Annotated in this window: 22 protein-coding genes; 16 read left to right on the top strand and 6 right to left on the bottom strand. The window is 74.1% G+C overall.

Annotation, left to right across the window (positions count from 1 at the left end):
- Positions 1-49: 49 nt before the first annotated feature.
- Entirely contained in the window at positions 50-862 is an 813-nt protein-coding gene (locus LWC33_RS31700; protein WP_233308389.1) for a FadR/GntR family transcriptional regulator, read from the bottom strand.
- Positions 863-1005: 143 nt separating this feature from the next.
- On the opposite strand from LWC33_RS31700, the gene LWC33_RS31705 reads away from it, so the two are divergent.
- From LWC33_RS31705 to rutA, 9 genes are all read left to right on the top strand, one after another.
- A complete protein-coding gene (locus LWC33_RS31705; RefSeq protein WP_233308390.1) occupies positions 1006-1866 on the top strand; it encodes an HpcH/HpaI aldolase/citrate lyase family protein in 861 nt (286 codons plus the stop codon).
- Positions 1867-2038: 172 nt separating this feature from the next.
- Positions 2039-3487, top strand: a complete 1449-nt coding sequence (locus LWC33_RS31710) for an MFS transporter (RefSeq protein ID WP_233308391.1) — start codon at positions 2039-2041, stop codon at positions 3485-3487.
- Positions 3488-3501: 14 nt separating this feature from the next.
- A complete protein-coding gene (locus LWC33_RS31715; RefSeq protein ID WP_233308392.1) occupies positions 3502-4026 on the top strand; it encodes a MaoC family dehydratase in 525 nt (174 codons plus the stop codon).
- Positions 4023-5228: a CaiB/BaiF CoA transferase family protein gene (locus LWC33_RS31720; protein WP_233308393.1), complete on the top strand. Its 1206-nt coding sequence runs from the start codon at positions 4023-4025 to the stop codon at positions 5226-5228. Before LWC33_RS31715 ends, LWC33_RS31720 begins: the two co-directional genes overlap by 4 nt.
- 1 nt (position 5229) lies before the next feature.
- Positions 5230-6393: an acyl-CoA dehydrogenase family protein gene (locus tag LWC33_RS31725; RefSeq protein ID WP_233308394.1), complete on the top strand. Its 1164-nt coding sequence runs from the start codon at positions 5230-5232 to the stop codon at positions 6391-6393.
- A 28-nt stretch (positions 6394-6421) separates the two neighbouring features.
- On the top strand, positions 6422-8032 hold the full coding sequence (locus LWC33_RS31730; protein WP_233308395.1) for an amidase: 1611 nt from the start codon (positions 6422-6424) through the stop codon (positions 8030-8032).
- A gap of 59 nt (positions 8033-8091) precedes the next feature.
- The gene (locus LWC33_RS31735) at positions 8092-9516 is read left to right on the top strand and encodes an MmgE/PrpD family protein (RefSeq protein WP_233308396.1); all 1425 of its coding nucleotides are present in this window, start codon (positions 8092-8094) and stop codon (positions 9514-9516) included.
- A complete protein-coding gene (locus LWC33_RS31740; RefSeq protein ID WP_233308397.1) occupies positions 9509-10591 on the top strand; it encodes an LLM class flavin-dependent oxidoreductase in 1083 nt (360 codons plus the stop codon). Before LWC33_RS31735 ends, LWC33_RS31740 begins: the two co-directional genes overlap by 8 nt.
- On the top strand, positions 10546-11598 hold the full coding sequence (gene rutA, locus LWC33_RS31745; protein ID WP_233308398.1) for a pyrimidine utilization protein A: 1053 nt from the start codon (positions 10546-10548) through the stop codon (positions 11596-11598). The genes LWC33_RS31740 and rutA overlap by 46 nt, the downstream gene beginning before the upstream one ends.
- 75 nt (positions 11599-11673) lie before the next feature.
- Here the strand turns inward: rutA and LWC33_RS31750 are convergent, their stop codons facing one another.
- Both LWC33_RS31750 and LWC33_RS31755 read right to left on the bottom strand, forming a co-directional pair.
- Positions 11674-12936, bottom strand: a complete 1263-nt coding sequence (locus LWC33_RS31750; protein ID WP_233308399.1) for an NlpC/P60 family protein — start codon at positions 12934-12936, stop codon at positions 11674-11676.
- 352 nt (positions 12937-13288) lie between these two features.
- Positions 13289-13546: a hypothetical protein gene (locus LWC33_RS31755; protein ID WP_233308400.1), complete on the bottom strand. Its 258-nt coding sequence runs from the start codon at positions 13544-13546 to the stop codon at positions 13289-13291.
- 134 nt (positions 13547-13680) lie between these two features.
- Between LWC33_RS31755 and cobF the strand changes: the two genes are divergently transcribed.
- The 3 genes from cobF (at position 13681) to LWC33_RS31770 (ending at position 16924) form a co-directional block, all read left to right on the top strand.
- Positions 13681-14463 carry a precorrin-6A synthase (deacetylating) gene (gene cobF / locus LWC33_RS31760; protein WP_233308401.1) on the top strand — a complete coding sequence of 261 codons (783 nt, stop codon included), beginning with the start codon at positions 13681-13683 and terminating at the stop codon, positions 14461-14463.
- 38 nt (positions 14464-14501) lie between these two features.
- Entirely contained in the window at positions 14502-15992 is a 1491-nt protein-coding gene (locus LWC33_RS31765; RefSeq protein WP_233308402.1) for an AI-2E family transporter, read from the top strand.
- A 275-nt stretch (positions 15993-16267) separates the two neighbouring features.
- Complete coding sequence (locus LWC33_RS31770) at positions 16268-16924, top strand: ATP-binding protein (RefSeq protein WP_233308403.1); 657 nt, start codon at positions 16268-16270, stop codon at positions 16922-16924.
- A gap of 362 nt (positions 16925-17286) precedes the next feature.
- Here LWC33_RS31770 and LWC33_RS31775 read toward each other — a convergent pair whose 3' ends face one another.
- Positions 17287-17910: a TetR/AcrR family transcriptional regulator gene (locus LWC33_RS31775; RefSeq protein ID WP_233308404.1), complete on the bottom strand. Its 624-nt coding sequence runs from the start codon at positions 17908-17910 to the stop codon at positions 17287-17289.
- Positions 17911-18006: 96 nt separating this feature from the next.
- On the opposite strand from LWC33_RS31775, the gene LWC33_RS31780 reads away from it, so the two are divergent.
- Positions 18007-18642, top strand: a complete 636-nt coding sequence (locus tag LWC33_RS31780) for a DUF5709 domain-containing protein (RefSeq protein WP_233308405.1) — start codon at positions 18007-18009, stop codon at positions 18640-18642.
- Here the strand turns inward: LWC33_RS31780 and LWC33_RS31785 are convergent.
- Positions 18620-19036, bottom strand: coding sequence for an SsgA family sporulation/cell division regulator (locus tag LWC33_RS31785; RefSeq protein ID WP_233308406.1), 417 nt, complete (start codon positions 19034-19036; stop codon positions 18620-18622). The two genes, LWC33_RS31780 and LWC33_RS31785, sit on opposite strands and share 23 nt — an antisense overlap.
- A gap of 151 nt (positions 19037-19187) precedes the next feature.
- A complete protein-coding gene (locus LWC33_RS31790; protein WP_233308407.1) occupies positions 19188-19670 on the bottom strand; it encodes a hypothetical protein in 483 nt (160 codons plus the stop codon).
- A gap of 163 nt (positions 19671-19833) precedes the next feature.
- Here LWC33_RS31790 and LWC33_RS31795 point away from each other — a divergent pair, with 163 nt between their 5' ends.
- The 3 genes from LWC33_RS31795 to LWC33_RS31805 all read left to right on the top strand — a co-directional run.
- Positions 19834-21519: an AMP-binding protein gene (locus tag LWC33_RS31795; RefSeq protein ID WP_233308408.1), complete on the top strand. Its 1686-nt coding sequence runs from the start codon at positions 19834-19836 to the stop codon at positions 21517-21519.
- A 151-nt stretch (positions 21520-21670) separates the two neighbouring features.
- The gene (locus LWC33_RS31800; protein ID WP_233308409.1) at positions 21671-21892 is read left to right on the top strand and encodes a hypothetical protein; all 222 of its coding nucleotides are present in this window, start codon (positions 21671-21673) and stop codon (positions 21890-21892) included.
- Positions 21893-22182: 290 nt separating this feature from the next.
- On the top strand, positions 22183-22432 hold a 250-nt coding region (locus LWC33_RS31805; RefSeq protein ID WP_233308410.1), incomplete at its 3' end, for a hypothetical protein.

A 22432-nucleotide genomic window follows, 5' to 3' on the forward strand; every position in this document is an offset into this window, starting at 1 on the left:
GCAACCGACCGCCAGACCGGGCGACCGCCACGCGAAAGACACCAGCCACCTAGGGGCGTGGGCGGCCCCGCCAGGTGCCCGGGTGCTCGTAGAGCTCGCGCAGGTCGAGGAGGTGGTTGCGCATGGCCTCCTCCGCGTGCTCCGCCTCGCCGCGGGCGATGTGCTCGGCGATGTCGGCGTGGCAGGCGTCGACCTCGTCCCACTGCTCCCGGGCGACGGCGGCGCGGTCGAGCTTGGTGCGCAGGACGTCGCCGACCGGCTGGCCCATCATCGTGAACATCAGGTTCCCGGTGGCCATGAGGATCGTGGTGTGGAAGTCGAGGTGGGGGACGAAGCCGCTGGGGTCCCGCGGGTCGCGCGGCGCGTGGGCGGCGGCGCGCAGCGCCTCGATCGTCTCCACGTCGGCGCGCTGGGCGGCGAGCCGGGCCGCCGCGGGCTCCAGCAGTAGGCGGGCCTCGAGGAGGTCGCCGATGCGGAGCTGGGGGGTGGCGACGAGGACGCCGAGCGCGCTGCCGACGTCCTCGACGAGCTTCGTCGGGTCCGGCGCGCTGACGAAGGACCCGCCCTGCACCCCGCGCCGGGTCTCGATGAGGTGCTGGCTGGCCAGCGCCCGCAACGCCTCCCGCACGGTGGAGCGGCTGACGCCGAACATCCTGGTCAGCTCGGCCTCGGCGGGCAGCCGGGCGCCGGGTTCGAGGATGCCCTGCATGATCTGTGAGCGCAGCTCGTCGGCGACCTGGCGGTAGGCCGGCCGGACGCGCTGGACCCGCAGGTGTGCGACGGGCGGGACCGGGGGACCCGACGGCTCCGCCCCGCCGGCCGGGGGAGCCGCGGCGCCGCGGCGTTCCGGGGTCGGGGCCATGTGATCACGCTCCGGGAGGGTCTCGCGTCCCGGCGGGGACGTCGACGAATGCGCGGCGGCCGGGCACGGGACCGCCGCGTCCTGCGCAGCCTACCCACGCACGGGCTGGACCGGAGCGATCCGGCGTGGAAACGTCCGACATCGTGACCGACCCCGTGACCCCGACCGCCGCCACCGACCTGCTCGGCGCCCGGACCCTGCTCTTCGTCCCCGGCGACCGCCCGGAGCGCTTCGCCAAGGCCGCCGCGTCCGGTGCCGACCTGATCGTGCTGGACCTCGAGGACGCCGTCGCGCCCGCGGCCAAGCCCGCGGCCCGCGAGGCCGTCCGGGAGTGGCTGGCCGCCGGGAACCCGGGGATGGTGCGGATCAACCCGCCCGGCACCGAGTGGTACGACGACGACGTGGCGGCGGTCGTGGGCGCCCCGGGTACGGGTGCCGCGGGGCCGGCCCCGGTCATGCTGCCCAAGGCCCAGGACCCGGCCGAGGTGGCCGAGCTGGTGGCCGCGCTCGGCCCGGCGGCGCAGGTCGTGCCGCTGGTCGAGACCGCCCTCGGGGTGCACCGGGCCGTCGAGGTGTGCGGGGTCGAGGGCGTGGTGCGGGCCGGGTTCGGCAGCGTCGACCTCGCGAGCGAGTTGGGTGTCGACCCGGTCGACCGGGAGGCGCTGCGGTTCGCGCGCTCGGCGCTGGTGCTGGGCAGCCGGGCGGCCGGTGCGGCTGCCCCGATCGACGGCGTGACCACGGCGGTGCGGGACGAGCCGCTCCTCCTGGAGGACTGCGCGCACGGGCTGTCGCTGGGCTTCACGGCGAAGATGTGCATCCATCCCGCGCAGGTCGGGCCGGTCGCGACCGCCTTCTCCCCGACCCCCGAGCAGGTCGAGTGGGCCCGCGCCGTGGTCGGCGCCTCGGCCGCGGGCGGGGTCGCCGTCGTCGACGGGAAGATGATCGACAAGCCTGTGGTGGAGCGGGCACGGGCCCTCCTGCTGCGCGCCGGCGAGCCCTCCTGACGGCGGGCCGGACCTGCCCCACGGCCGGGGCAGAGTTCCGGCCGACCTCTTGTCGTCGAAACGTCTGACGATTAGCGTGCGCCACGTGGTCGGGAACCCGCCCGGCTGCCCCCGCGCACCGCGGCGCGGGGTGGGACGAGCGCGCACCGCAGCGCGCGAGGGGAGCCACGCGATGACACCCGACCCGTCTCGACCCACCGACAGCGGCCGGGCGACCGGCACCGGACCGGCCGCACCGACCTCGGCGACGACGGCCGCGACGAGGGCGGCGACCACCTCACCGACCGCCGACCTCGCCGCCCGGCTCGACCGGATCCCGGTCGTCACCCGTGCCCACCGCCGCTGGGTGTGGCTGCTCGGGTTCCTGTTCGTGTTCGACCTCGTCGACCTCAACTCCTTCGCCTACGCCGCGCCCGCCCTGCGCACCGAGTGGGGGCTGTCGATCGGCGGCATCGGCGCGATCACGTCCGCGGGCTTCGTGGGGATGTTCGTCGGCGCGATCGCCGGCGGCCGGCTCTCCGACCGCATCGGCCGTCGCCCGGTCCTCATCGGCGCCGTCTTCTTCTACTCGGTGTTCTCGCTGCTGAGCGCACTCGCAACGGGGCCGCTGATGCTCGGCGTGCTGCGCGTGCTCACCGGTTTCGGGCTGCAGGCCATGACCGGTGTGCTGCTGGTGTGGGTGAGCGAGATGTTCCCTCGTGCGCTGCGCGGCCGGTACCAGGCGATGCTGCTCGCGATCGGGCTCGCCGGCGTGCCGATCGCGGCCTGGGTGGCCCGGCTCGTCGTGCCGACGGGGCCCGACGCCTGGCGCTGGATCTTCGTGGTCGGCGCGCTCGGGGTGATCGGCGGCGTGGTCGCACTGCGCGTCCTGCCGGAGTCGGTCCGCTGGAGCGCCGCCCACGGCCGCGCCGGTGTCCCGCAGGAGGAGCTCGTCGCGCGGCTGGAGGCCCAGGCCGAGGAGAAGACCGGCCGGCCGCTGCCCGAGCCCGTCGCCGAACGGCCCGTCGTCGCCGGCCGGCTGACGGAGCTGCTGCGCGGCCCCACGCTGCGCAAGACGGTGGTCGCCGCCGCGGCCTGCGTCTTCCTGATCCTGTCGTTCTACGGCTTCAGCTCCTGGGTGCCGACGCTCCTGGTCGAGCGCGGCTACTCGACGGCCCAGAGCCTGACCTACTCCTCGATCCTGGCCATCGCCGCCGTGCCGGGCGCGCTGCTCGCGATGCCGATCATCGACCGCTTCGAGCGGAAGTCGGTGATCCTCGTGCTCGAGGTCGCCGTCGCCGTGCTCCTGCTGCTGTTCGGCCTGATCGACCACCCCGCCGCGGTCATCGTCTGCGGCTTCGGCGCGGCCCTGCTGATGCAGACCGGCGTCGCGGTGCTCTACACCTACATCGCCGAGGTCTTCCCCCTGCACCTGCGCGGGCTCGGCTCCGGCATCGCGAACGGTTCCGGCCGGCTCGCCGGGGTACTCGGCGGCTTCCTGGTCGCCGCGCTGTACACCGGGACCGGGCTGACCGGCGTCTTCACCTACCTGGCGCTCGCCGCGCTCCTGATGGGCCTGGTCATGGCCCTGTTCGGCGAGCGCACCACCAACCGCCGGCTCGAGGACATCGAGCGCAGCTGAAGGAGGAACCCCACGTGACCGTGAAGCCCGGCTGGCAGGGACGGTTCTACGAGGACTTCGAGATCGGCGACGTCTACCAGCACCCGCTGGGGCGCACGATCACCGAGACCGACAACACCTGGTTCACGCTCCTGACGATGAACACCAACCAGGCGCACTTCAACGCGCAGGTCGGGCAGTCGTCGGAGTTCGGCCGGATGCTGGTGGCCTCGCCGCTGACGATCTCCATCGCCATGGGCCAGTCCGTCACCGACACCACGCAGAACGCCTTCGCGAACCTCGGGCTCGACGACCTCAAGCTCACCGCCCCGGTCTTCGCCGGCGACACCATCTGGTCGGAGTCGATCGTGCTGGACAAGCGCGAGTCGGGCAGCCGGCCGCACGCCGGGATCGTCACGATCAAGACCCGGACGCTGAACCAGGACGCCGTGGAGGTGCTGTCCTTCAAGCGCACCTTCTACGTGCACAAGCGCGACACCGACGGGGTGAAGTCGCTGTTCCCGCAGGCCGCCACACCGCTGACGGTGGAGGAGGCGTGAGGCCACTGGAGGACGTCCGGATCGTCTCGCTCGAGCAGTACGGGGCGGGCCCGTTCGGGTCCATGCACCTCGCGGAGCTGGGCGCGGAGATCATCAAGGTGGAGGACCCGTCGGTGGGCGGGGACGTCGGGCGCTCGGTGCCGCCGTACGCCGAGGGCGGCGACTCGCTGTTCTTCCAGTCCTTCAACCGGGACAAGTCCTCGATCACCCTCGACATCCGCACGCCCGAGGGACGTGCGGTGTTCGAGGACCTGGTCCGCACCGCGGACGCCGTGTACTCCAACCTGCGCGGCGACGTCCCGGAGAAGCTCGGCATCCGCTACGAGGACCTCGAGGGTGTCAACCCGAAGATCGTCTGCTGCTCGCTGACGGGCTTCGGGATGACGGGCCCGCGGTCGAAGGAGCCCGGCTACGACTACGTGCTGCAGGCGCTCGGCGGGTGGATGTCGCTGACCGGCGAGCCGGGCGGGGCGCCGCAGAAGACCGGGCTCTCGCTCGTCGACTACTGCGGCGGCTACGTCGCCGCGATCTCGCTGCTGGCCGCGGTCCACGCGGCGCGGCGGGACGGCGTCGGCACGGACTGCGACCTGTCGCTCTACGACACCGCCGTCAGCCTGCTGACCTACCCCGGCACCTGGCACATGACCGCGGGTTACGAGCCGGCACGCACGCACCACTCCGCGCACCCGTCGCTGATCCCGTTCCAGGCCTTCGAGGCCGCCGACGGCTGGCTGGTCGTGGGCTGCGCCAAGGAGAAGTTCTGGCAGCGGCTCACGGTGGTGATGGGCCGTCCGGAGCTGGCCGAGGACCCGCGCTTCGCCACCTTCGCCGACCGCAACCGGAACCGGGAGGTGATCATCCCGCTGCTGGAGGAGATCTTCCGGAGCCGCACGGTCGCCGACTGGCTCGCGCCGATGTACGCGGCGTCGATCCCGTGCGCCCCGATCAACGACGTGGCGGACGCGCTGGTGGACCCGCACACGCTGGAGCGCAACCTGATCGCCGAGACGGAGAGCGAGGCGTTCGGCCAGGTGCGGAGCCTGCGCAGCGCCGTGCGGGTCGGGCCGCCCGGCGCGGACCGGGCCCCGACGCGACGGGCGCCGGCGATGGGGGCGGACACCGAGCGGGTGCTGCGCGAACTGGGTTACGACGACGCGAGGATCGCCGCGCTGCGCGAGGCCGGCGCGCTGGGGAAGGACTGAGATGGATTTCCAGCTGAACGACGAGCAGCGCCTGTTCCGGGACACGCTGCGGGACTTCGTCGACAAGGAGATCGTGCCGGTCGCGCGGGACTGGGAGCAGTCCGGGCGCTACCCGACGGAGATCGTCGAGGGGATGAAGCAGCTCGGGCTGTTCGGGCTCGCCGTCCCCGAGGAGTTCGGGGGGCTGGCGGCCGACACGGTGTCGTTCGCGTTGACCTTCGAGGAGATCTCCCGGGGCTGGATGGGCATCGCCGGCATCCTCGGCAGCCACTCGGTGAGCTGCTTCATGCTCGCCCGGCACGGCACCGAGGACCAGAAGGCTCGCTATCTCCCGGATCTCGCGACCGGGAAGCGCCGCACCGGGATCGCGCTCACCGAGCCCGGCGCGGGGACCGACCTGCAGGGGATCCGGACCGCCGCCCGCAAGGAGGGTGACGAGTACGTGATCAACGGGACGAAGATGTGGATCACCAACGCGCGGTACGCGGACCCGCTGCCGGTGCTGGTGAAGACCGACCCGACCGCGAGCCCCGCGCACAAGGGGATGAGCATCCTGCTGGTCGAGGCCGGGACGCCGGGGTTCGAGGTCACGCAGGACATCGGCAAGCTCGGCTACAAGGGCACCGAGTCGTGCGAGGTCGTGCTGACCGACGTCCGGGTGCCCGCGTCGCAGCTGCTCGGCGGCATCGAGGGCCGCGGCATGCAGCAGGCGCTGTCCTCGCTGGAGACCGGGCGGATCAACATCGCGGCGCGGTCCGTCGGCATCGCCCAGCGGGCCTACGACGAGGCGCTGAACTACGCCCGCGAGCGGACCGCGTTCGGGCAGGCCATCGGCGAGTTCCAGGCCGTGCAGATGCGGCTCGCGGAGATCGCCGTGCGCCTGCAGGCCGCGCGCCTGATGACCTACTGGGCCGCCTCGCGGATGGACGACGGCGTGCGGATGGACACCGAGTCCGGCATGGCCAAGATCTTCGCCTCGGAGCAGGCGCTGGCCTGCGCCACCGACGCCATGCGTATTCACGGCGGCTACGGCTACTCCACCGAGTTCGAGGTCGAGCGGCTCTACCGGGACGCCCCGCTGATGTCGATCGGCGAGGGGACCAACGACGTGCTGCGCGGCGTCGTCGCGAAGGCCCTGCTCGCGGGGAAGGCGACCATCCGGTGACGGACCCCCGCACGACGGCGGGCTCCGCATGAGCTCGCCCGAGGAGCTCGGCGCCCTGGCGGCCCGGCTCGGCTACACCCTCGACCCGGCGCAGGTGAAGGACATGGCCGAGGCGGTGGCGGCCGCCGAGCCGGCCGCCGCCGCCCTGCGCGACCTGCCGGTGCGCCCGGAGACCGCCGACCCGTTCCGCGGGGAGGAGTGGCTGCGGGAGCCCGTGAGGGGCACGACCCGCGACGACGGGCTCGACGCGGTCGCCGGGCTCGACCTCGACGGCGCCTCGGGGCTGCGCGCCACCGCCGAGCGCTTGCGGGGGAGCGGTCCGGCCACCGAGCGCGTCGCCGCCGCCCTCGCCGGGCTCGAACGTGTGCACGCTGAGCTGAACAGCACCATCCGGTTCCTGCACGAGCGCGCCGCGGAGCGCGCCGCCGGGTCGGACCGGCGCGGCACCCCGCGGCTGCTCGAGGGCGTGCCGTTCGCGGTCAAGGACGTGATCGACGTCGAGGGCGTCCCGACCACGGCCGCATCGCGCACCCGGGCCGACGCCGGGCCGGCCGCGACCTCGGCCGCGGTCGTCGCGCGGCTGGAGGCGCACGGCGCGATCCCGGTCTCGAAGGACGCCACCACCGAGTTCGCGGTCGGCGGGCCGCACCCGCCGCTGACCGGGGCGTGCCGCAACCCGTGGGACCGCGAGCGCTGGGCCGGCGGGTCGTCGACCGGCACGGCGGCGGCGGTGGCGGCCGGCGCGGTCCCGTTCGGCCTCGGCACGGACGTCGGCGGCTCGGTCCGGCTGCCCAGCGCCTGGTGCGGGCTCACCGGGCTCAAGCCGACGGCGGGCACGATCCCGCGCACCGGCGTGGTGCCGCTCTCGTGGACCACCGAGACGGTGGGGCCGCTCGCCCGGGACGCGCGCACCGTCGCGCTGGTGTTCGCGCTGCTCCGCGGGCCCGACGGCGTCGACCCCCGGATGTCGGACGCTTCCCTGCTGCCGCCCGCGGACCTGCGCGGCCTGCGCATCGCACTGCCCGGCGGCTACCTCACGGAGCTCTGCGACAGCGCCGTGCGGGCCGGTGTCGCGCACCTCGTCGACGTGCTCGTCGACGCCGGCGCGGAGATCGTCCCGGGCGAGATCCCGTCGGCCGAGCGGGCCCTGCCGATCGGCTACGAGATCGTGTTCACCGAGGCCGCCGCCCTGCACCGGATCGACGCCGCGCGCTGGGGCGAGTACGACCCGGTGACGGTCAAGCGGATCAGCCAGGGCATCACCACCTCGGCGAGCGACTACCTGCGCGCGGTGCAGTTCCGCGCCGAGCTGCAGGCCGAGCTCGACGGCGTGTTCGCGGGCGCCGACCTCGTCGTCGTCCCGACGACGCCGGCCACGGCCCCGCGGCTGCCCGACTGCACCGTGACCGTCGACGGCGAGCAGTACCCGCTCTACGCCGCGCAGTCGCGCGCGACGATGCTCGGCAACCTCACCGGCGCTCCGGGCCTCGCCGTGCCGACCGGGTTCGCGCCGGACGGCTGCCCGGTCTCGGCCCTGCTGATCGCCCCGCCGCACGGGGAGGCGACGGCGCTGCGAGCGGCCCAGCTGTTCCAGGACCGCACCGACCACCACACGCGCACGCCACCCATCTCGGCCTGACCCCTTCCCAGCGCACATACGTCCGACGTATCGTCCGCCCTCGACCAGGAGGCTCACCGATGACCCTCAGCCCGGAGAAGACCACCCCGTCGACCACCGCGTCGACAGCCGCGTCGACCACCGCGGGCCTCGCCGGCCGGGTCGGCGACTTCGCCGCCCGCGCCGCGCTGTCCGACGTACCCGCCGAGGTCGTCGAGCGTGCCCGGCACCTGATCCTCGACGCCGTCGGGCTGGCCTTCGCGTCGACCGCCTACGACTTCCCGGCCGTCGCGCTGGAGGCGCTGTCGGCCTTCGGCGGCGGCACCCACCCGGTGCTCGGGATGCGGGACCGGCTCTCGCCGCGCGACGCCGCGGTGCTCAACGGCGTGCTGATCCACGGCATGGACTTCGACGACACCCACATCCCGGCCGTCACGCACGTCTCCGCCGCGGCGCTGCCCGCCGCGATCTCCGCCGCCGTGAGCCGCGGCGCCACCACCGAGGACCTGCTGCTCGCCTACATCCTCGGCGTCGAGGTGTCGGCGCGTGTCGGAATGGGCGGGGCCGGCGGCTTCCACGACGTCGGCTTCCATCCGACCGCCGTCGCCGGCGCGTTCGGCGCCTCCGTGGCGGCCGGCAAGATCGCCGGGCTCGACGCCGACGGCCTGGCCGCGGCCCAGGGCGTCGTCGGGTCGATGAGTGCCGGGCTGCTGGAGTTCCTCGCCGACGGCGCCTGGACCAAGCGCCTGCACCCGGGCTGGGCGGCGATGTCCGGGTTGACCGCTGCGAGCTTCGCCAAGGCCGGCTGGAGCGGCCCGCCGGCGGTCTACGAGGGCCGGTTCGGGCTCTACAACACCCACCTCGCCGGGCGCGAGACCCACCCGGAGGCCGTCGGCGAGGCGCTGGGGGAGACCTGGGAGCTCGTGCGCACCGCCGTCAAGCCCTACCCGATCTGCCACTTCATCCACGCGTTCGCCGACTCGGTGCTCCTGCTGCGTCCGGAGATCGGCGAGACGGGGATCAGCGAGATCCGCTGCGCGATCCACCCGGTGCCGGGCAAGGTCGTCTGCGAGCCGGCCGAGGCGAAGTGGGCCCCGCGCGACGAGTACGACGCCAAGTTCAGCCTGCCGTTCGTCGTCGCCGCGTCCCTGACCCGTGGCCGCTTCACGCTGGCCGAGCTCGAGGACGACGCCCTGGGCGACACCGCGATCCTCGACCTCGCGCAGAAGGTGCGGGTCTCCGAGGACCCGGACAGCGCCTTCCCGGCCGCCTACTCGGGCGCCGTCGAGATCGAGCTGGCCGACGGGCGGGTGCTGCGGCACCGCGAGCAGGTCAACCGCGGGCACGACGAGCGTCCGCTCACCAACGACGAGGTCGTGGCCAAGTTCCGGGAGACCATCGGCCGGGTCGCCGACGCCGCGACCACGGACCGCGTGCTCAACGCCGTGCTGTCGCTCGGCGACGGCACCCCCGCCGCCGACTTCGCCGAGGCCTGCCGTGGTTAGTGTCGGAATCTTCCTGACCCACCAGCAGCCGGCGGGGCGGGACCCGGTCGAGGCGCTGGGGGAGCAGCTCTCGCTGGTGCGCGCGGCCCGCGACGGCGGGCTGGACTCGGTCTTCGCCGGCCAGCACCACCTCCCGGAGTCCTTCTCACACATCCAGCCGCTGCCGTGGCTCGCCCGGCTCGCCGCCGACGCCGGGGACATGCGGATCGGCACCGGCATCCACCTGCTCGCACTGCACAACCCCGTCGACACCGCGGAGAACTTCGCGAGCCTCGACGCGGTGTGCGGCGGCCGGTCGGTGTTCGGCGTCGGGCTGGGGTACCGGGAGGTCGAGTACGCCGCCTTCGGGATCCCGCCGGGGCAGAAGGTCCGGCGTTTCGAGGAGAACCTGCGGATCGTCCAGGAGATGTGGTCGGGCGAGCCGGTGCACGCCGACAACGACTGGTGCCGGCTCGACGGCGTCCGCTCCACGACGCTGCCCGCGCGTCGCCCGCCCGTCTGGATGGCGGCGAACTCGGACGCCGCCGTGAAACGGGCCGCCCGGCTGGCCGACACCTGGATGATCAACCCGCACGCCACGGCCGCGACCATCCGCCGCCAGCTCGACCTGTTCCACGCCGAGCGCGCCGCCGCCGGCCGCGAACCGGTGCGGGAGCTGCCGCTGATGCGGGAGATCTACTGCGCGCCGACGCGGGAGCGGGCGGTCGAGCTGGCCCGGCCGTACCTCGCCGGGAAGTACAAGGTCTACGCCGACTGGGGCCAGGACCGTGTCATGCCGGTGACAGAGTCGTTCGATCGGGATTACGCGGACCTCGCGGAGGACCGATTCGTGGTGGGCTCACCCGAGGACTGCCTCGCGGCGCTGCTGCCGTGGCGGGAGCTGGGCGTGGACCACTTCGTGCTGCGCACCGACTGGGCCGGCATGCCCGTCGGCGACGCCCTGGCCTCCGTCGAGCTGCTCGCCCGCGAGGTCGCCCCCGTACTCCGGTCCTCCCCGGCCGGGCCGTCCCCCGAGAAGAAGGACACGTCATGGACTTCGGCGTCTTCATCCCCATCGCCAACAACGGCTGGCTGATCTCCGAGAACTCGCCCCAGTACATGCCCACGTTCGAGCTGAACAAGCGCATCGTGCAGGAGGCGGAGGCGCAGGACTTCGCGTTCGCGCTGTCGATGATCAAGCTGCGCGGCTTCGGCGGCAAGGTCGAGTTCTGGGACCACGCGCTGGAGTCGTTCACGCTGATGGCGGGCCTCGCCGCCGTCACGGAGAAGATCAAGCTCTACGCCTCGACGGCCGTGCTCACGCTGCCGCCCGCCATGGTCGCCCGGATGGCCACGACCATCGACTCGATCGCCCCCGGGCGTTTCGGGATCAACATCGTGTCCGGCTGGGCCAGCGGCGAGTACGCGCAGATGGGCCTCTGGCCGGGCGACGAGTACTACGGCTACCGCTACGACTACTCCACCGAGTACGTCCAGGTCATGCGGGAGCTGTGGGAGAAGGGCCGCAGCGACTTCAAGGGGCAGTACTTCCAGATGGAGGACTGCGTGCTCTCGCCGAAGCCGAGCGGGCACATCGACATCGTCTGCGCCGGCCAGTCCGACCGCGGCATGCGGATGGTCGCCGAGCAGGGCGACTACAACTTCATCCTCAGCCCCGGTGTCAACGACCCCGAGGTCTACCGCGAGCCCACCCAGCGGCTGGCCAAGGCGGCCGAGCAGACCGGCCGGGACGTCGGCTCGCTCCCGCTGTTCATGGCGATCATGGCCGAGACGGACGAGGAGGCCCGCGCCAAGTGGGACTCCTACCAGGCCGGGGCCGACGCCGGCGCGCTCGGCTACATGGCCGACGAGGGCGGCAAGGACAGCGGCACCGACTCGGGCGGCACCGCCAAGATGATCAACCTGCCGGAGGGGGCCGTGAACTTCAACATGGCCACCCTGGTGGGCAGCTACGAGACGGTGGCGCGGCAGATCGACCAGGTCGCGACGATGCCCGGCGTCAAGGGGATGATGTTCACCTTCGACGACTTCGAGCAGGGCGTCCACGACTTCGGCACGAAGGTGAAGCCCCTGCTGGGCTGAGGCTGATTCGTCGCCGTCCCCGGGGGCCCGGTCGCGCCGGGCGGGCCCCCGGGGCGGTTGGTCTCCGCCCTCCGGTCAGACCCGGCGGGCGTTGTGGAACGGCATGTCCGCCACGTTCGAGATCTTCACCGGCTCGCCGCTGGTGCTGGCGTGCAGGACCTTCCCGTCGCCCAGGTAGATGCCCACGTGGCTCACCGGCGAGTAGAAGAACACCAGGTCGCCGGGCTGCAGCTGGTCCTTGCTCACCGCCGTGCCGACGGTGGACTGGGCCGCGGAGGTGCGGGGGAGGCTCACGCCGGCCTGCTTGAAGGCCCACGAGGTGAGGCCGGAGCAGTCGAAGGCGTTCGGGCCGGACGCACCCCACACGTAGGGCATGCCGAGGCGGGTGCGGGCCGCGGCGAGCGCCTTCGCCCCGACGCCGGTGGCCTGTCCGACGGTGTCGTCGACCGCGTCGCCGGCCGCGTCGCCGATCCCGCCGGCTGCGGACTGGGCGGCCCGGCGCAGCGCGTTCTGCTGCTCCTCGGCGGCCTTCGCGGCCTCGGCCTTCTGCACGGCGGCGATGCCGGCGGCGTCGGCCTTCTCGAACACCTGGGGCAGCGTGCCCATGGCGGTGCCGAAGGCGGACTGCATCGAGCCGCCGACGGCGCCGGGGCCGTCCTGCACGGCCTGCAGGACCTGGGTGGGCCGGTCGTCGGTCGTGCCCGCGCCGGCGGCGGTGCCTGAGGTGCCGCTGCCGTCGTCGTGGCTGGTCAGGGTGGCGTCGGCCGCGGCCAGCCGCACGGACGGGGAACCGCCGTCGGTGGCCTGGGCCATCTGGCCACCCGGAGTGGGCAGGCCGGTGAGGACCGCGGTGGCACCCATGACGGTCACGGTCGCCGCGGCCGCGACGGTCTTCGGCGAGCGGATCGCGGCGGTCAGTGCAGGGAGGACGCCGGTCAGCGAGAGGCCGTCGCCGCCGCGGCCCGAGCCGAGGCCGGAGGTGAAGAAGGAGCCGGTGAGGCCGGCGGGCGGCTCGTCGGCCGGGCGGGCCTGCGGCGCGGGGCTCGGGGCGGGTCCCACCTGCGGGAGGATCGAGGTCGGGGCCTCGTCGACGCGGGCCTGCGGCCGCTCGTCGGGCAGCTCACCGGCCGCGGGGACGCCGAGGGGGGAGACCGGGGCCTCGTCCTCCTCCGCGGCGCGCCGGGCACGGCGGCCGCCGGAAGGCGGGGGAGCGGACGAGCCGGTGAGCCGGGCGATCAGGTCCGCGGCGGACAGCCCCTGGCCGTCGGAGCGGTCCTCGGCACTGTGCCGGGAGCTCGGCACGAGCACCGCGCGCGGTGCCACACACGTGTCGGACATGCATCGTTCCTCGCCGTCCACGGGCGTGCGGGGAGCCGGGGAGCAACCGCGCCGCGCCTGCCCCGTGCCGGGGGTGGGCGCCCGGGGGAATGTCGGCGGGCAGGCGGGACGGGCCGACCGGGCGTGCCGGTGGATGTCGTTCCCACCAGCACGACCGACCGTAACCGTCCCGTGATCGCCGCGCGGGCCGAACGGACCCCGGCGCGCCGAGCGGACGCCCCCGAGGGACGAGAAGTCGTTTCCCGCCGCCGAAGCCGCTCGCGGTGATCCGGACGCAGGTCACGACCCGGCCTCGAGCGGCGAACCGGGCGCCGGTCCCCGCGGGGCGCACGACGAGCGGCGTCGGACGGCATCACAGCGCGAGCGTGTAACGGTGCGCCGTGCCGGGCCGCTGTGGTGCGGGACGCGCTCGGGTCCCACGGCGCCAGCCGTGCTCGACGACCACGGCACCGGACCGGCGCAGAGCCGCGGCCCGCCCGCCGTTCCCGCTGCCGGAGGGGACGACGACCACGAGCTCCAGGTCCGCGGTCCGCGCGGAGCGGGCGAGGGCCTCGAGGCCGTACCCGCTCCGGTCGGGGCTCAGCGTGTCGACGAGGTGCGCCACCCTCACGGTCCCGGGCCTCCGCTCGCTCGAGATCACCCGGTCGAGTCCGCGACCCTGCCCGCCCGGTGACGCTCCGCGACCCGGCGAACCCGTCCGGCCGGGCCGTCCTGCGGCGGCCCGCGCCCGCATAGGGTGTCGGCGTGCGCACGGTGTACGTGATCGGGATCGGCTCGGGGGACCCCGACCACCTCACATTGCAGGCGGTGGCCGCGCTGAAGCGCGTCGACGTCGTCTTCGTCATCGACAAGGGCGAGGTGAAGGAGGACCTCACCGCGCTGCGGACCGGGATCCTCGACCGGCACCTCGAGCCCGGGAGCTACCGGGTCGTCGAGGCCGCGGACCCCGAGCGGGACCGCAGGGCCGGCGCCGGGGAGGCCGGGCGGTCGGCGAGCTACACGGCCGCCGTCGTCGACTGGCAGGACCGGCGCGGGTCGCTCTACGCGTCGATGATCGAGGAGCTGGCCGACGGCGAGATCGGCGCCTTCCTCGTGTGGGGCGACCCCTCCCTCTACGACGGCACGCTGCGGCTGCTGGAGGGCGTCGAGGGGATCGAGGTCATCTCCTACCCGGGCATCTCCAGCGTGCAGGCGCTCGCGGCCGCCCACCGGCTGATCCTCAACCGCGTCGGGCGACCCGTGCTCGTCACCACCGGCCGCCGGATCGCGGCCGGGCTGCCCGCCGACGTCGACGACATCGTGGTGATGCTCGACGGCGGCACCGCACTCGCGCAGCTGCCCGACGCCGAGGTCGCCGACGTGGAGGTGTACTGGGGGGCGTACGTGGGCAGCCCGGACGAGCTCCTGGTGTCCGGTCCCGTCCTCGATGTCCGTGACGAGATCGTGAGGATCCGGGCGGAGGCACGGGAGCGCAAGGGCTGGATCATGGACACGTACCTGCTGCGGCGGCATCCCGGGGACCGCTGAGCGGGTCGGCCGCGGGGGAGCGGGACGGGGGTGGCGGTGTGACCGACCGAGGCGCGTCGGGTCGTCCGGCGCGCGGGGCGCGCGGACGTCCGGACCAGGAGGGCCGGGCGATCCCGGCGAACGGGACCGGCCTCGGCGGGGCGGCCGTCGGCGGTGACCCCGACGCCGTCCGGAACGGGACCGCCGGCCGGACCGAGCGGGTTCCCGACGGGGCCGTCGACGGAGTGGTGGACGGGACCGCGGAGTCGTCGCTCGCCCCACCGTCCGCCGCGCCGGCACGGGCCGTGCCGCCCCCGGACCGGGGTGCGGTGATCGGCGGCGGGCTGACCTGGCTGGCCACCTGGAGCTGGCGGATCCTGCTGATCGCGTTCGGCGCGATCCTGCTCGGGCTGGTCGTCGGTGCGCTCTGGCCGATCGTGTTCCCGGTGCTCCTCGGCGTGATCCTCGCGACGGTGCTGCGGCCTCCGGTCGGCTGGCTGGTCGCGCACCGGTTCCCGCCCGCGCTGGCCGCGCTGCTGGTCCTCGTCGCCGCGCTCGTGGTGCTCGGCGGCATCATCACGCTCATCGCCCCGCAGGTGGCCGGGCAGTCGGACCAGATCGCGGCCGGCGTCACCGGCGGACTGGGGCAGATCCAGCAGTGGGTGTCCGGGCCGCCGCTCAACCTCGGCGAGGGTCAGATCGGCGGGGTCCTCGAGTCGATCACCCGGCAGCTGCAGGCCAGCGCCTCGACGATCGCGGGCACCGTGCTCACCGGGGTGTCGGCGTTCGCGAACGGCCTGCTCAACATCGTGCTCGCCGTCGTGCTGGCCTTCTTCTTCGTCAAGGACGGCCCGCGCTTCCTGCCCTGGGTCACCCGCGTGACCGGCGCCCGCGCGGGCCGGCACGTCGCCGGCGTGCTGCAGCGCGCGTGGCGGACTCTCGGCGGGTTCATCCGCACGCAGGCGCTGGTGGCGTTCGTCGACGCGTTCTTCATCGGCCTCGGCCTGGTGCTCCTCGGCGTGCCGCTGGCGCTGCCGCTGGCCGTGCTGACCTTCTTCGGCAGCTTCGTGCCGATCGTCGGCGCGCTCGTCGCGGGCGCCCTCTCGGTGCTGGTCGCGTTGGTGACCAAGGGCTTCACCACGGCGCTGATCGTGCTGGCGATCATCATCGCGGTGCAGCAGATCGAGGGGAACGTCCTGCAGCCGATCCTGCAGAGCCGCAGCCTCAACCTGCACGGCGCCGTCGTGCTGCTGGCCGTCACCGCGGGCGGCGCGATCTGGGGCATCGCCGGGGCCTTCCTGGCGGTGCCGGTCGCAGCGGTCGCGGCCGAAGTGCTGCGGTACATCGGTGAGGAGATCGACCGGCGGGCCGGGGCGCGGGGCGCGCCGCCCAGCGACGCCCCCGAGGGACCGGACGGCGACGTCCCCGAGGGGCCCGATGCGGACGTGCCCGAGTCCGGTACCGCCGGTACCCCGGCGGACCGGACCGAGCGGATCCCGGCCGACGACGGCGGGCCGGGGCCGGTGCGCAGGCCCGCCCCGGAAGCCTGAGACCGGTCGGGGACAGCCGTCCGGGGCAGGCCCGCGGACGGCTGAGGCCGGTCGGGGCAGCCGTCCGGGCGGGCCCGCGGAGGGTTGAGGCCGGTCGACGGCAGCCCCTTTCGGCCACCTGGACGGGGGCTCCGGTCCGTCCGGAGTGCGCCCTTGTGGGGTGCCGGCGACGAGCGGTGGCAGGGGCTCGACCAGCGGTGTTTCGCCGAGGGGCCCGCGGGGCCATCCCACGATGTCCGGCCGCACGCTCCCCGCACCGAGAGGCGTTGATCCTCATGACCTGCCCGGCACAGATCCCGCACCAGACCCGGCTCGCGGACGCCGACGCCACCGCAGCCGAGCCGTTCGAACCGACCGGCGTCGACCCGGTGGCCGTGCTCGCCGAGGTGACCGGCGACGTCGAACGCGCCGAGGCCGACCTCACCGGCCTGGCCGACTCCGTCGAGTACGTCCACCGCAGCTGGCCCGCCAACCCCGCCCAGCTCGCCGTCATCCGCCGGGAGCTCGTGGGATGGCTCGCGCCGCTCGGGCTGAGCACCGAGCAGAAGGACGACGTCGTGCTCGCGGTCGACGAGGCCGTCGCCAACGCCGTCCGGCACGCCTACCCGGAGGGCCGGACCGGCGACGTCGAGCTCACCCTCTGGACCGAGGGCGAGGCGCTGTGCATCGAGATCACCGACCACGGCAGCTGGCGCCCCGCGCGGGGCGAGGGCGGCACGGTCACCAGCGACGAGCGGGGCGGCCGGGGGATATTGCTCATGCAGCACATGGTCGAGACCGTGCTCGTCCACTTCGACGGCCGCGGCAGCCGGGTCCTCCTGCGGCACAACTTCGGCCGGCCCGCCGACGAGGGTGCGGGCGAGGCGCTCCCGGCCCAGCACGGCGTGGGCGGAAAGGCGCCGGCAGGCGAACGCGCGCGCCACAGCCGCTGACCCGGCCCGATCCGGCCCGATCCGGCCGCCGGTTCGGAGGGCTCGCACACCCGTTCCTGTGCGCCACAGCGCTCTGGAGCGTGGTCCCACACCGACCGAGCACGTCGCACACACCGTCGACCGGGGTGTGCCACGGCCCTGCCGGGTGTGCCACGGGACCGGAGCGGTTGTGCGGCGCCTGGCGGGCTGTGCCCGCGCGCCGCGCGTTGTGTGACGCCCACGTCGGTGCACGCCCTACCCAGGTCGAGCCGCCGCCGCCCGGCGCCGCCGAGCGGGTGTGCGGCGCCTCGCCGGGTGTGCGCTCCTGCAGATACGAGGACTCGTCTCCCGCGGCCGGGCCGCGCCTGCCGGCTGGCTCGCGCTCAGGCGCCCCCGGCCGGCCCGAACAGGGCCTCGACCGCGCGCGTGACGTGTCCGACCACCGCCGCCGGGTCGGCCCCGGCCACCGCCTCGCTGCGGATCACCTTGCGGAGCAGGGCGATCCCCAGCAGCCAGGCGAGTGCGAGCTCGGCCCGGAGCTTCGCGTCGGCCGGGTCGTCCGTGGCGACGAGCCGGGCGAGCGTTCCGCCGTACGCCACCCGCAGCGTGTCCCGGACCGTCGCGGCGGCGTCGGTGTTGCCGGCCGAGCGGAGGGTGGCGAGGAAGAGGGCGACGTCGTCGCCCGCGTTGTCGTCCGTGGCCAGGATGGCCGCCAGCGTGCGGGGGAGGACCTGGTCGGGGGGACCGGCCGCCAGCAGGTCGAGCGCCTCCCCGGTCACGGCCTCGGCGAACAGGCCCTCCTTCGACCCGAAGTGCCGGAACAGCAGCGCCTGGTTGACGCCGGCGCGTTCGGCGACCGCGCGGACCGTCGTGCCCTCGTAGCCCGCGTCGGCGAACAGCTCCCGACCGGCGGCGAGCAGCGCCCGCCGGGTGGCGGCGGAGTCCCGGGGACGCGCAGGCCGGGAGGCGCCGGCCGACCGGCCGTGCGCGCCGCTGTCGCTGGTCATGCCCTATCGGACCACGCGGCGTGTGCGGAGGCGGCGTCCGGGGTAGGCGGGGACGTGGGCGCCATCGGCGCCCGGGAACGAGAGAAGCGGAGGATCATGGCGCAGCGCGAGAGCGACGAGCGGGGCATCGACACGTCGCCGGACCTGGCGGAGGCCCTCCAGCTCGGCAACGAGGAGACGCTGACGGGTCCGTCGGGCGCGGACCCGCTCGACGCCGGCTACGTGCCCGCCGACCGGCCCTACGGGGTCGACGACCCCGCGGTGACGCCGGCCGGGCAGCGCGAGGGCGAGACGCTCGACGAGCGTCTGGCGCGCGAGGAGGCCGACGAGGACCCGGTCCGCGACACCACCCGCACCGGGCGGCTGGCCGCGCGCGACGCGGGCGCGGACGGCGAGGCCGTCGACGAGGACCCCGCGACCGGGGTCGAGGACGTCGGCGTGGACGGGGCGGCGGCGTCGGCCGAGGAGGCCGCGGTGCACGACCTGGACGAGGGGATCGAGCCGGTGCTCGACGAGTCCCCGGTGGAGGATCCCGAGGTCGCGCGGTCGCTGGCCGAGGACCAGCGGCCGGGCGAGGCGGAGGAGGACGCGCTCCGCGACTACGCGGAGGAGACGGAGCCGCAGGAGCGGCCGAGCGCCGCCGCGCGGATCGATGCGAACCCGGACACGGGTGGCGTGCCCGGGGTCGACGGTGCGCGCGACGCGGGGGTCAGCCCTCGCAGCTCTGGGTGATCTGCTCGATCACCCGGTCGAGGTCCAGGACGTCCGACTCCTCACCGAGCGGAACCAGCTCCGCCGACGACTCGACGAAGTGCCGCAGCAGGTCCCGGTCGACCTCGAGCACGGCGCGGCCGTCGGTGGAGCGGATCTCGATCTCCACGACGTCATAGCCCTGGACGAGCTGCGGGCTCATCCGGATGTCCCCGTACCCGGCCGGCCCGGACAGCGCCTCGACGACGAGGTCACGGGCGACGAGCCACTCGACCCACCGGTCCTGCCTGGTCCGGACGGCGAGGGTGACCGCGAACGGGTCGGTCGCGGTGTACGTCCACCGCGTGACGACGGGCGCGGGCTGCCCGTGCAGCACGGTGAACATGTCCTGCTGGACCGAGTCGCTGGTCGTCATTGCGTGGCTCCCTGGCGCTGGCCGTCCGGCGGTGTGGACGGCTCTCACGGGTGGAATCGGCGGCGCTCGTCGGAACGCAGCAGGTTCGCGGCCCTTTCACCCTTTCTGGTGATCGGATCCGCGACGGACGGCGGTGTCGGGACGAGGCCGGTCAACCCCGGGTGGCGGCGGAGACGACCCAGATGCCGGTCGCGCCGGCCCGGACCGGCTGGACGAGGGTGATGTGGGCGGTGGCGCCCGAGTCGTCGGTGACGTCGACCGCGCCCGGTGCGGTCGTCGTCGCGTCGGGGTCCTTCCAGCCGTAGGTGGTGGTCGCGTAACTGATCGCGACCTCCTCGGGATCGAGCGTCCACGGCTGCGCGCCGCCGTCGACCTGCGTCTGGAGGTTCTGCGCGCCGGGCAGGTCGGTGACCGGCCACAGCAGCGGGGTCCCGGTCGGCGCGGCCTGGGGGACCGTCGTCTGCGCGGCGGAGGGGTCCGTCGACGGCGTCGCCGGTACCGACGTGACCGGCGCCGGCGACGCGACCGGAGTGGTCGCGCCGGGCGGGGACGTTCCTCCACACCCGGCGAGCAGCAGGGACAGGGCCCCCGCCGTCAGGAATCCGCAGACCGTGCGCGCCGTCGCCCCGTCCATGCCTGGGCACGCTAGCCCCGTCGGCGCCCCCCGCCCGCCCGACGCACCGCCACGTTCGTGGTGCGCGGCGGCCGCGCACACCTGCCCGACCGGACGTGGCGCGGCGGCCGATCTCGAATAGGGTTCCCGCAGAGCAGAGCCGCCGAATCCTGTGTGAGGTGCAATGTCCGACAGCAGCACGGCCTTCTACGCGGCGCGGGACTTCCTGCTCGCGCACCGCACGGACTACGACGCCGCCGTGCGTGACTTCCGCTGGCCCGAGCTCACCGAGTTCAACTGGGCGATCGACCACTTCGACGCCGTCGCGGCCGATCCCGAGCGCGGCGCCCGCAAAGCGCTGTGGATCATCGAGGCGGACGGCAGCGACGCCTCGTGGACCTTCGCCGAGCTCTCCGAGCGGTCCAACCGGGTGGCGAACTGGCTGCGCGAACGGGGGGTCGCCCGCGGCGACCGGATCATCCTCATGCTCTCCAACCAGCTGGAGCTCTGGGAGACGCTGCTGGCGGCGATGAAGCTGGGCGCCGTCGTCATCCCCGCGACCACGCTGCTCACGGCGGAGGACCTGCGCGACCGGGTCGACCGGGGCAACGCGAAGCACGTGATCGTGGGCAAGGACGACGCGGCGAAGTTCGACGACGTCCCCGGCGACTACACCCGGATCTCCGTCCGGGGCGCGCCGAAGGGCTGGGAGGACTACGCCGACGCCTACGAGAAGTCCGCCGTCTTCGCGCCGGACGGGCCGACGAAGGCCACGGACACCCTGCTCCTCTACTTCACCTCGGGCACCACGGCGAAGCCGAAGCTCGTCGAGCACACGCACCAGAGCTACCCGGTCGGCCACCTGTCGACGATGTACTGGATCGGGCTGGAGCCGGGCGACGTCCACCTCAACATCTCCTCGCCCGGCTGGGCCAAGCACGCGTGGTCGAACGTCTTCGCGCCGTGGCTCGCCGAGGCGACCGTGCTCGTCATGAACTACACGAAGTTCGACGCCACGAACCTGCTGGGCGTGCTCGACAAGTTCGGCGTCACGAGCTTCTGCGCGCCGCCGACGGTATGGCGGATGCTGATCCAGGCCGACCTGTCGGGGCTCCGCACGCCGCCGACCAAGGTCGTCGGCGCCGGAGAGCCGCTCAACCCCGAGGTGATCGAGCAGGTCGAGAAGGCCTGGGGGCTGAAGATCCGCGACGGCTTCGGGCAGACCGAGTCGAGCGTCCAGATCGCGAACCCGCCCGGCTCGCCGATCAAGCCCGGCTCCATGGGCCGGCCGATGCCGGGCTTCCCGATCGCCCTGATCGACGCAGCGACGGGGGAGCCGGCCGACGAGGGCGAGATCTGCATCGACCTGTCGAAGCGGCCGACCGGGCTGATGGTGGGCTACAAGGACGACCCGGAGCGCAACGCCGAGGCGATGGAGGGCGGCTACTACCACACCGGCGACGTCGGCTCCCGGGACGCGGACGGCTACATCACCTACGTCGGCCGGGCGGACGACGTCTTCAAGGCCTCCGACTACCGGATCAGCCCGTTCGAGCTCGAGAGCGTACTGATCGAGCACCCGGCGGTGGCGGAGGCGGCCATCGTGCCCTCGCCGGACCCGGTGCGCCTGGCCGTGCCGAAGGCCTACGTGGTGCTGGCCGCGGGCTACGAGCCGAACGAGGAGACCGCGACGGACATCCTGCAGTTCGCGCGGGACAACCTCGCCCCGTACAAGCGGGTCCGGCGGCTGGAGTTCCACGAGCTGCCCAAGACGATCTCCGGCAAGATCCGCCGCGTCGAGCTGCGGGGCCGCGAGGGCGAGCTGCACGCCGACCCGTCCGCGACGCCGTCGGGCGAGTTCACCCTCTAGAACGGGGTGGCCGGGCGGGTCCTCCGCCCGGCCGTCGGGTACTGATTCGGTCGGGCCGTGCCGCGGGGCACGGCGCGCGCGACGGCGGTCACCGCCGTCGGGTCGCCGCCCTGACCGGCGGCGGCGCAGGACCGGATCGTGGAGGGTGCAGATGGCTGCAGGCGACGGCGCGTACACGCCCGGGAGCGGACCGATGGCGGGCGTGCTGGCGGGCATGCCCGAGGTCTTCGGCCGCTTGCTCGCCGAGCACGTACCGGACCGCCTCGGCCGGTGCTCCGCCTGCCGCAACGCCGGATCGGGCGTCGTGTGGCCGTGCACGCTGCACCAGATCGCGACCCGCGCCGCGGACCTGCACGCCCAGGGGCTGCGGTAACGGGTCGGTGCGGTAGCGACGCGGACCCTGGGCCTCCTCCGACGCAGCGCCGGCGGGGGCGGGCGCGCCGAGCGGACCGCGGCGGGCGCAGACACATTGTGCGAACCGCCAGCGGACGCGGGCGTGCCGTGCGGGCCTCGACCGCGCAGCCGGCGCTTCCGCGTGCGATGGAGAGGACGCCTCGACTTCGCTCGTCTTCCGGACGGCGGGTCCGTCGCCATCTCGAGGCGGGCCTCCTGGCGTGACTGGACATCCAGGTGAAGCAGGCGCGCGTTCGTGGGGAGCGGTCTGTGGCGCGCGATGAGTGGTCGACGTCTCAGGCCGACACCGACTGCGGCCTGCACAAGGCTCCGTCCCAAGGCGCCGAACGGTATCTGACCTGCGATGATGACCGCACGTTCGAATATCTGTTCGACTATGATCAGGGCATGGACGCAAGGCCGGTCGGCACCGCGCGCGAACGCCTCCAGCAGGCCATCGCGCACCTGGTCGACGCCGCCGGACCCACCGCCGCGGCCGACGCGGTCGTCGATGGGCTGC

Source organism: Pseudonocardia terrae, from assembly GCF_021343995.1.
GTDB classification, from domain to species: Bacteria; Actinomycetota; Actinomycetes; order Mycobacteriales; family Pseudonocardiaceae; genus Pseudonocardia; species Pseudonocardia terrae.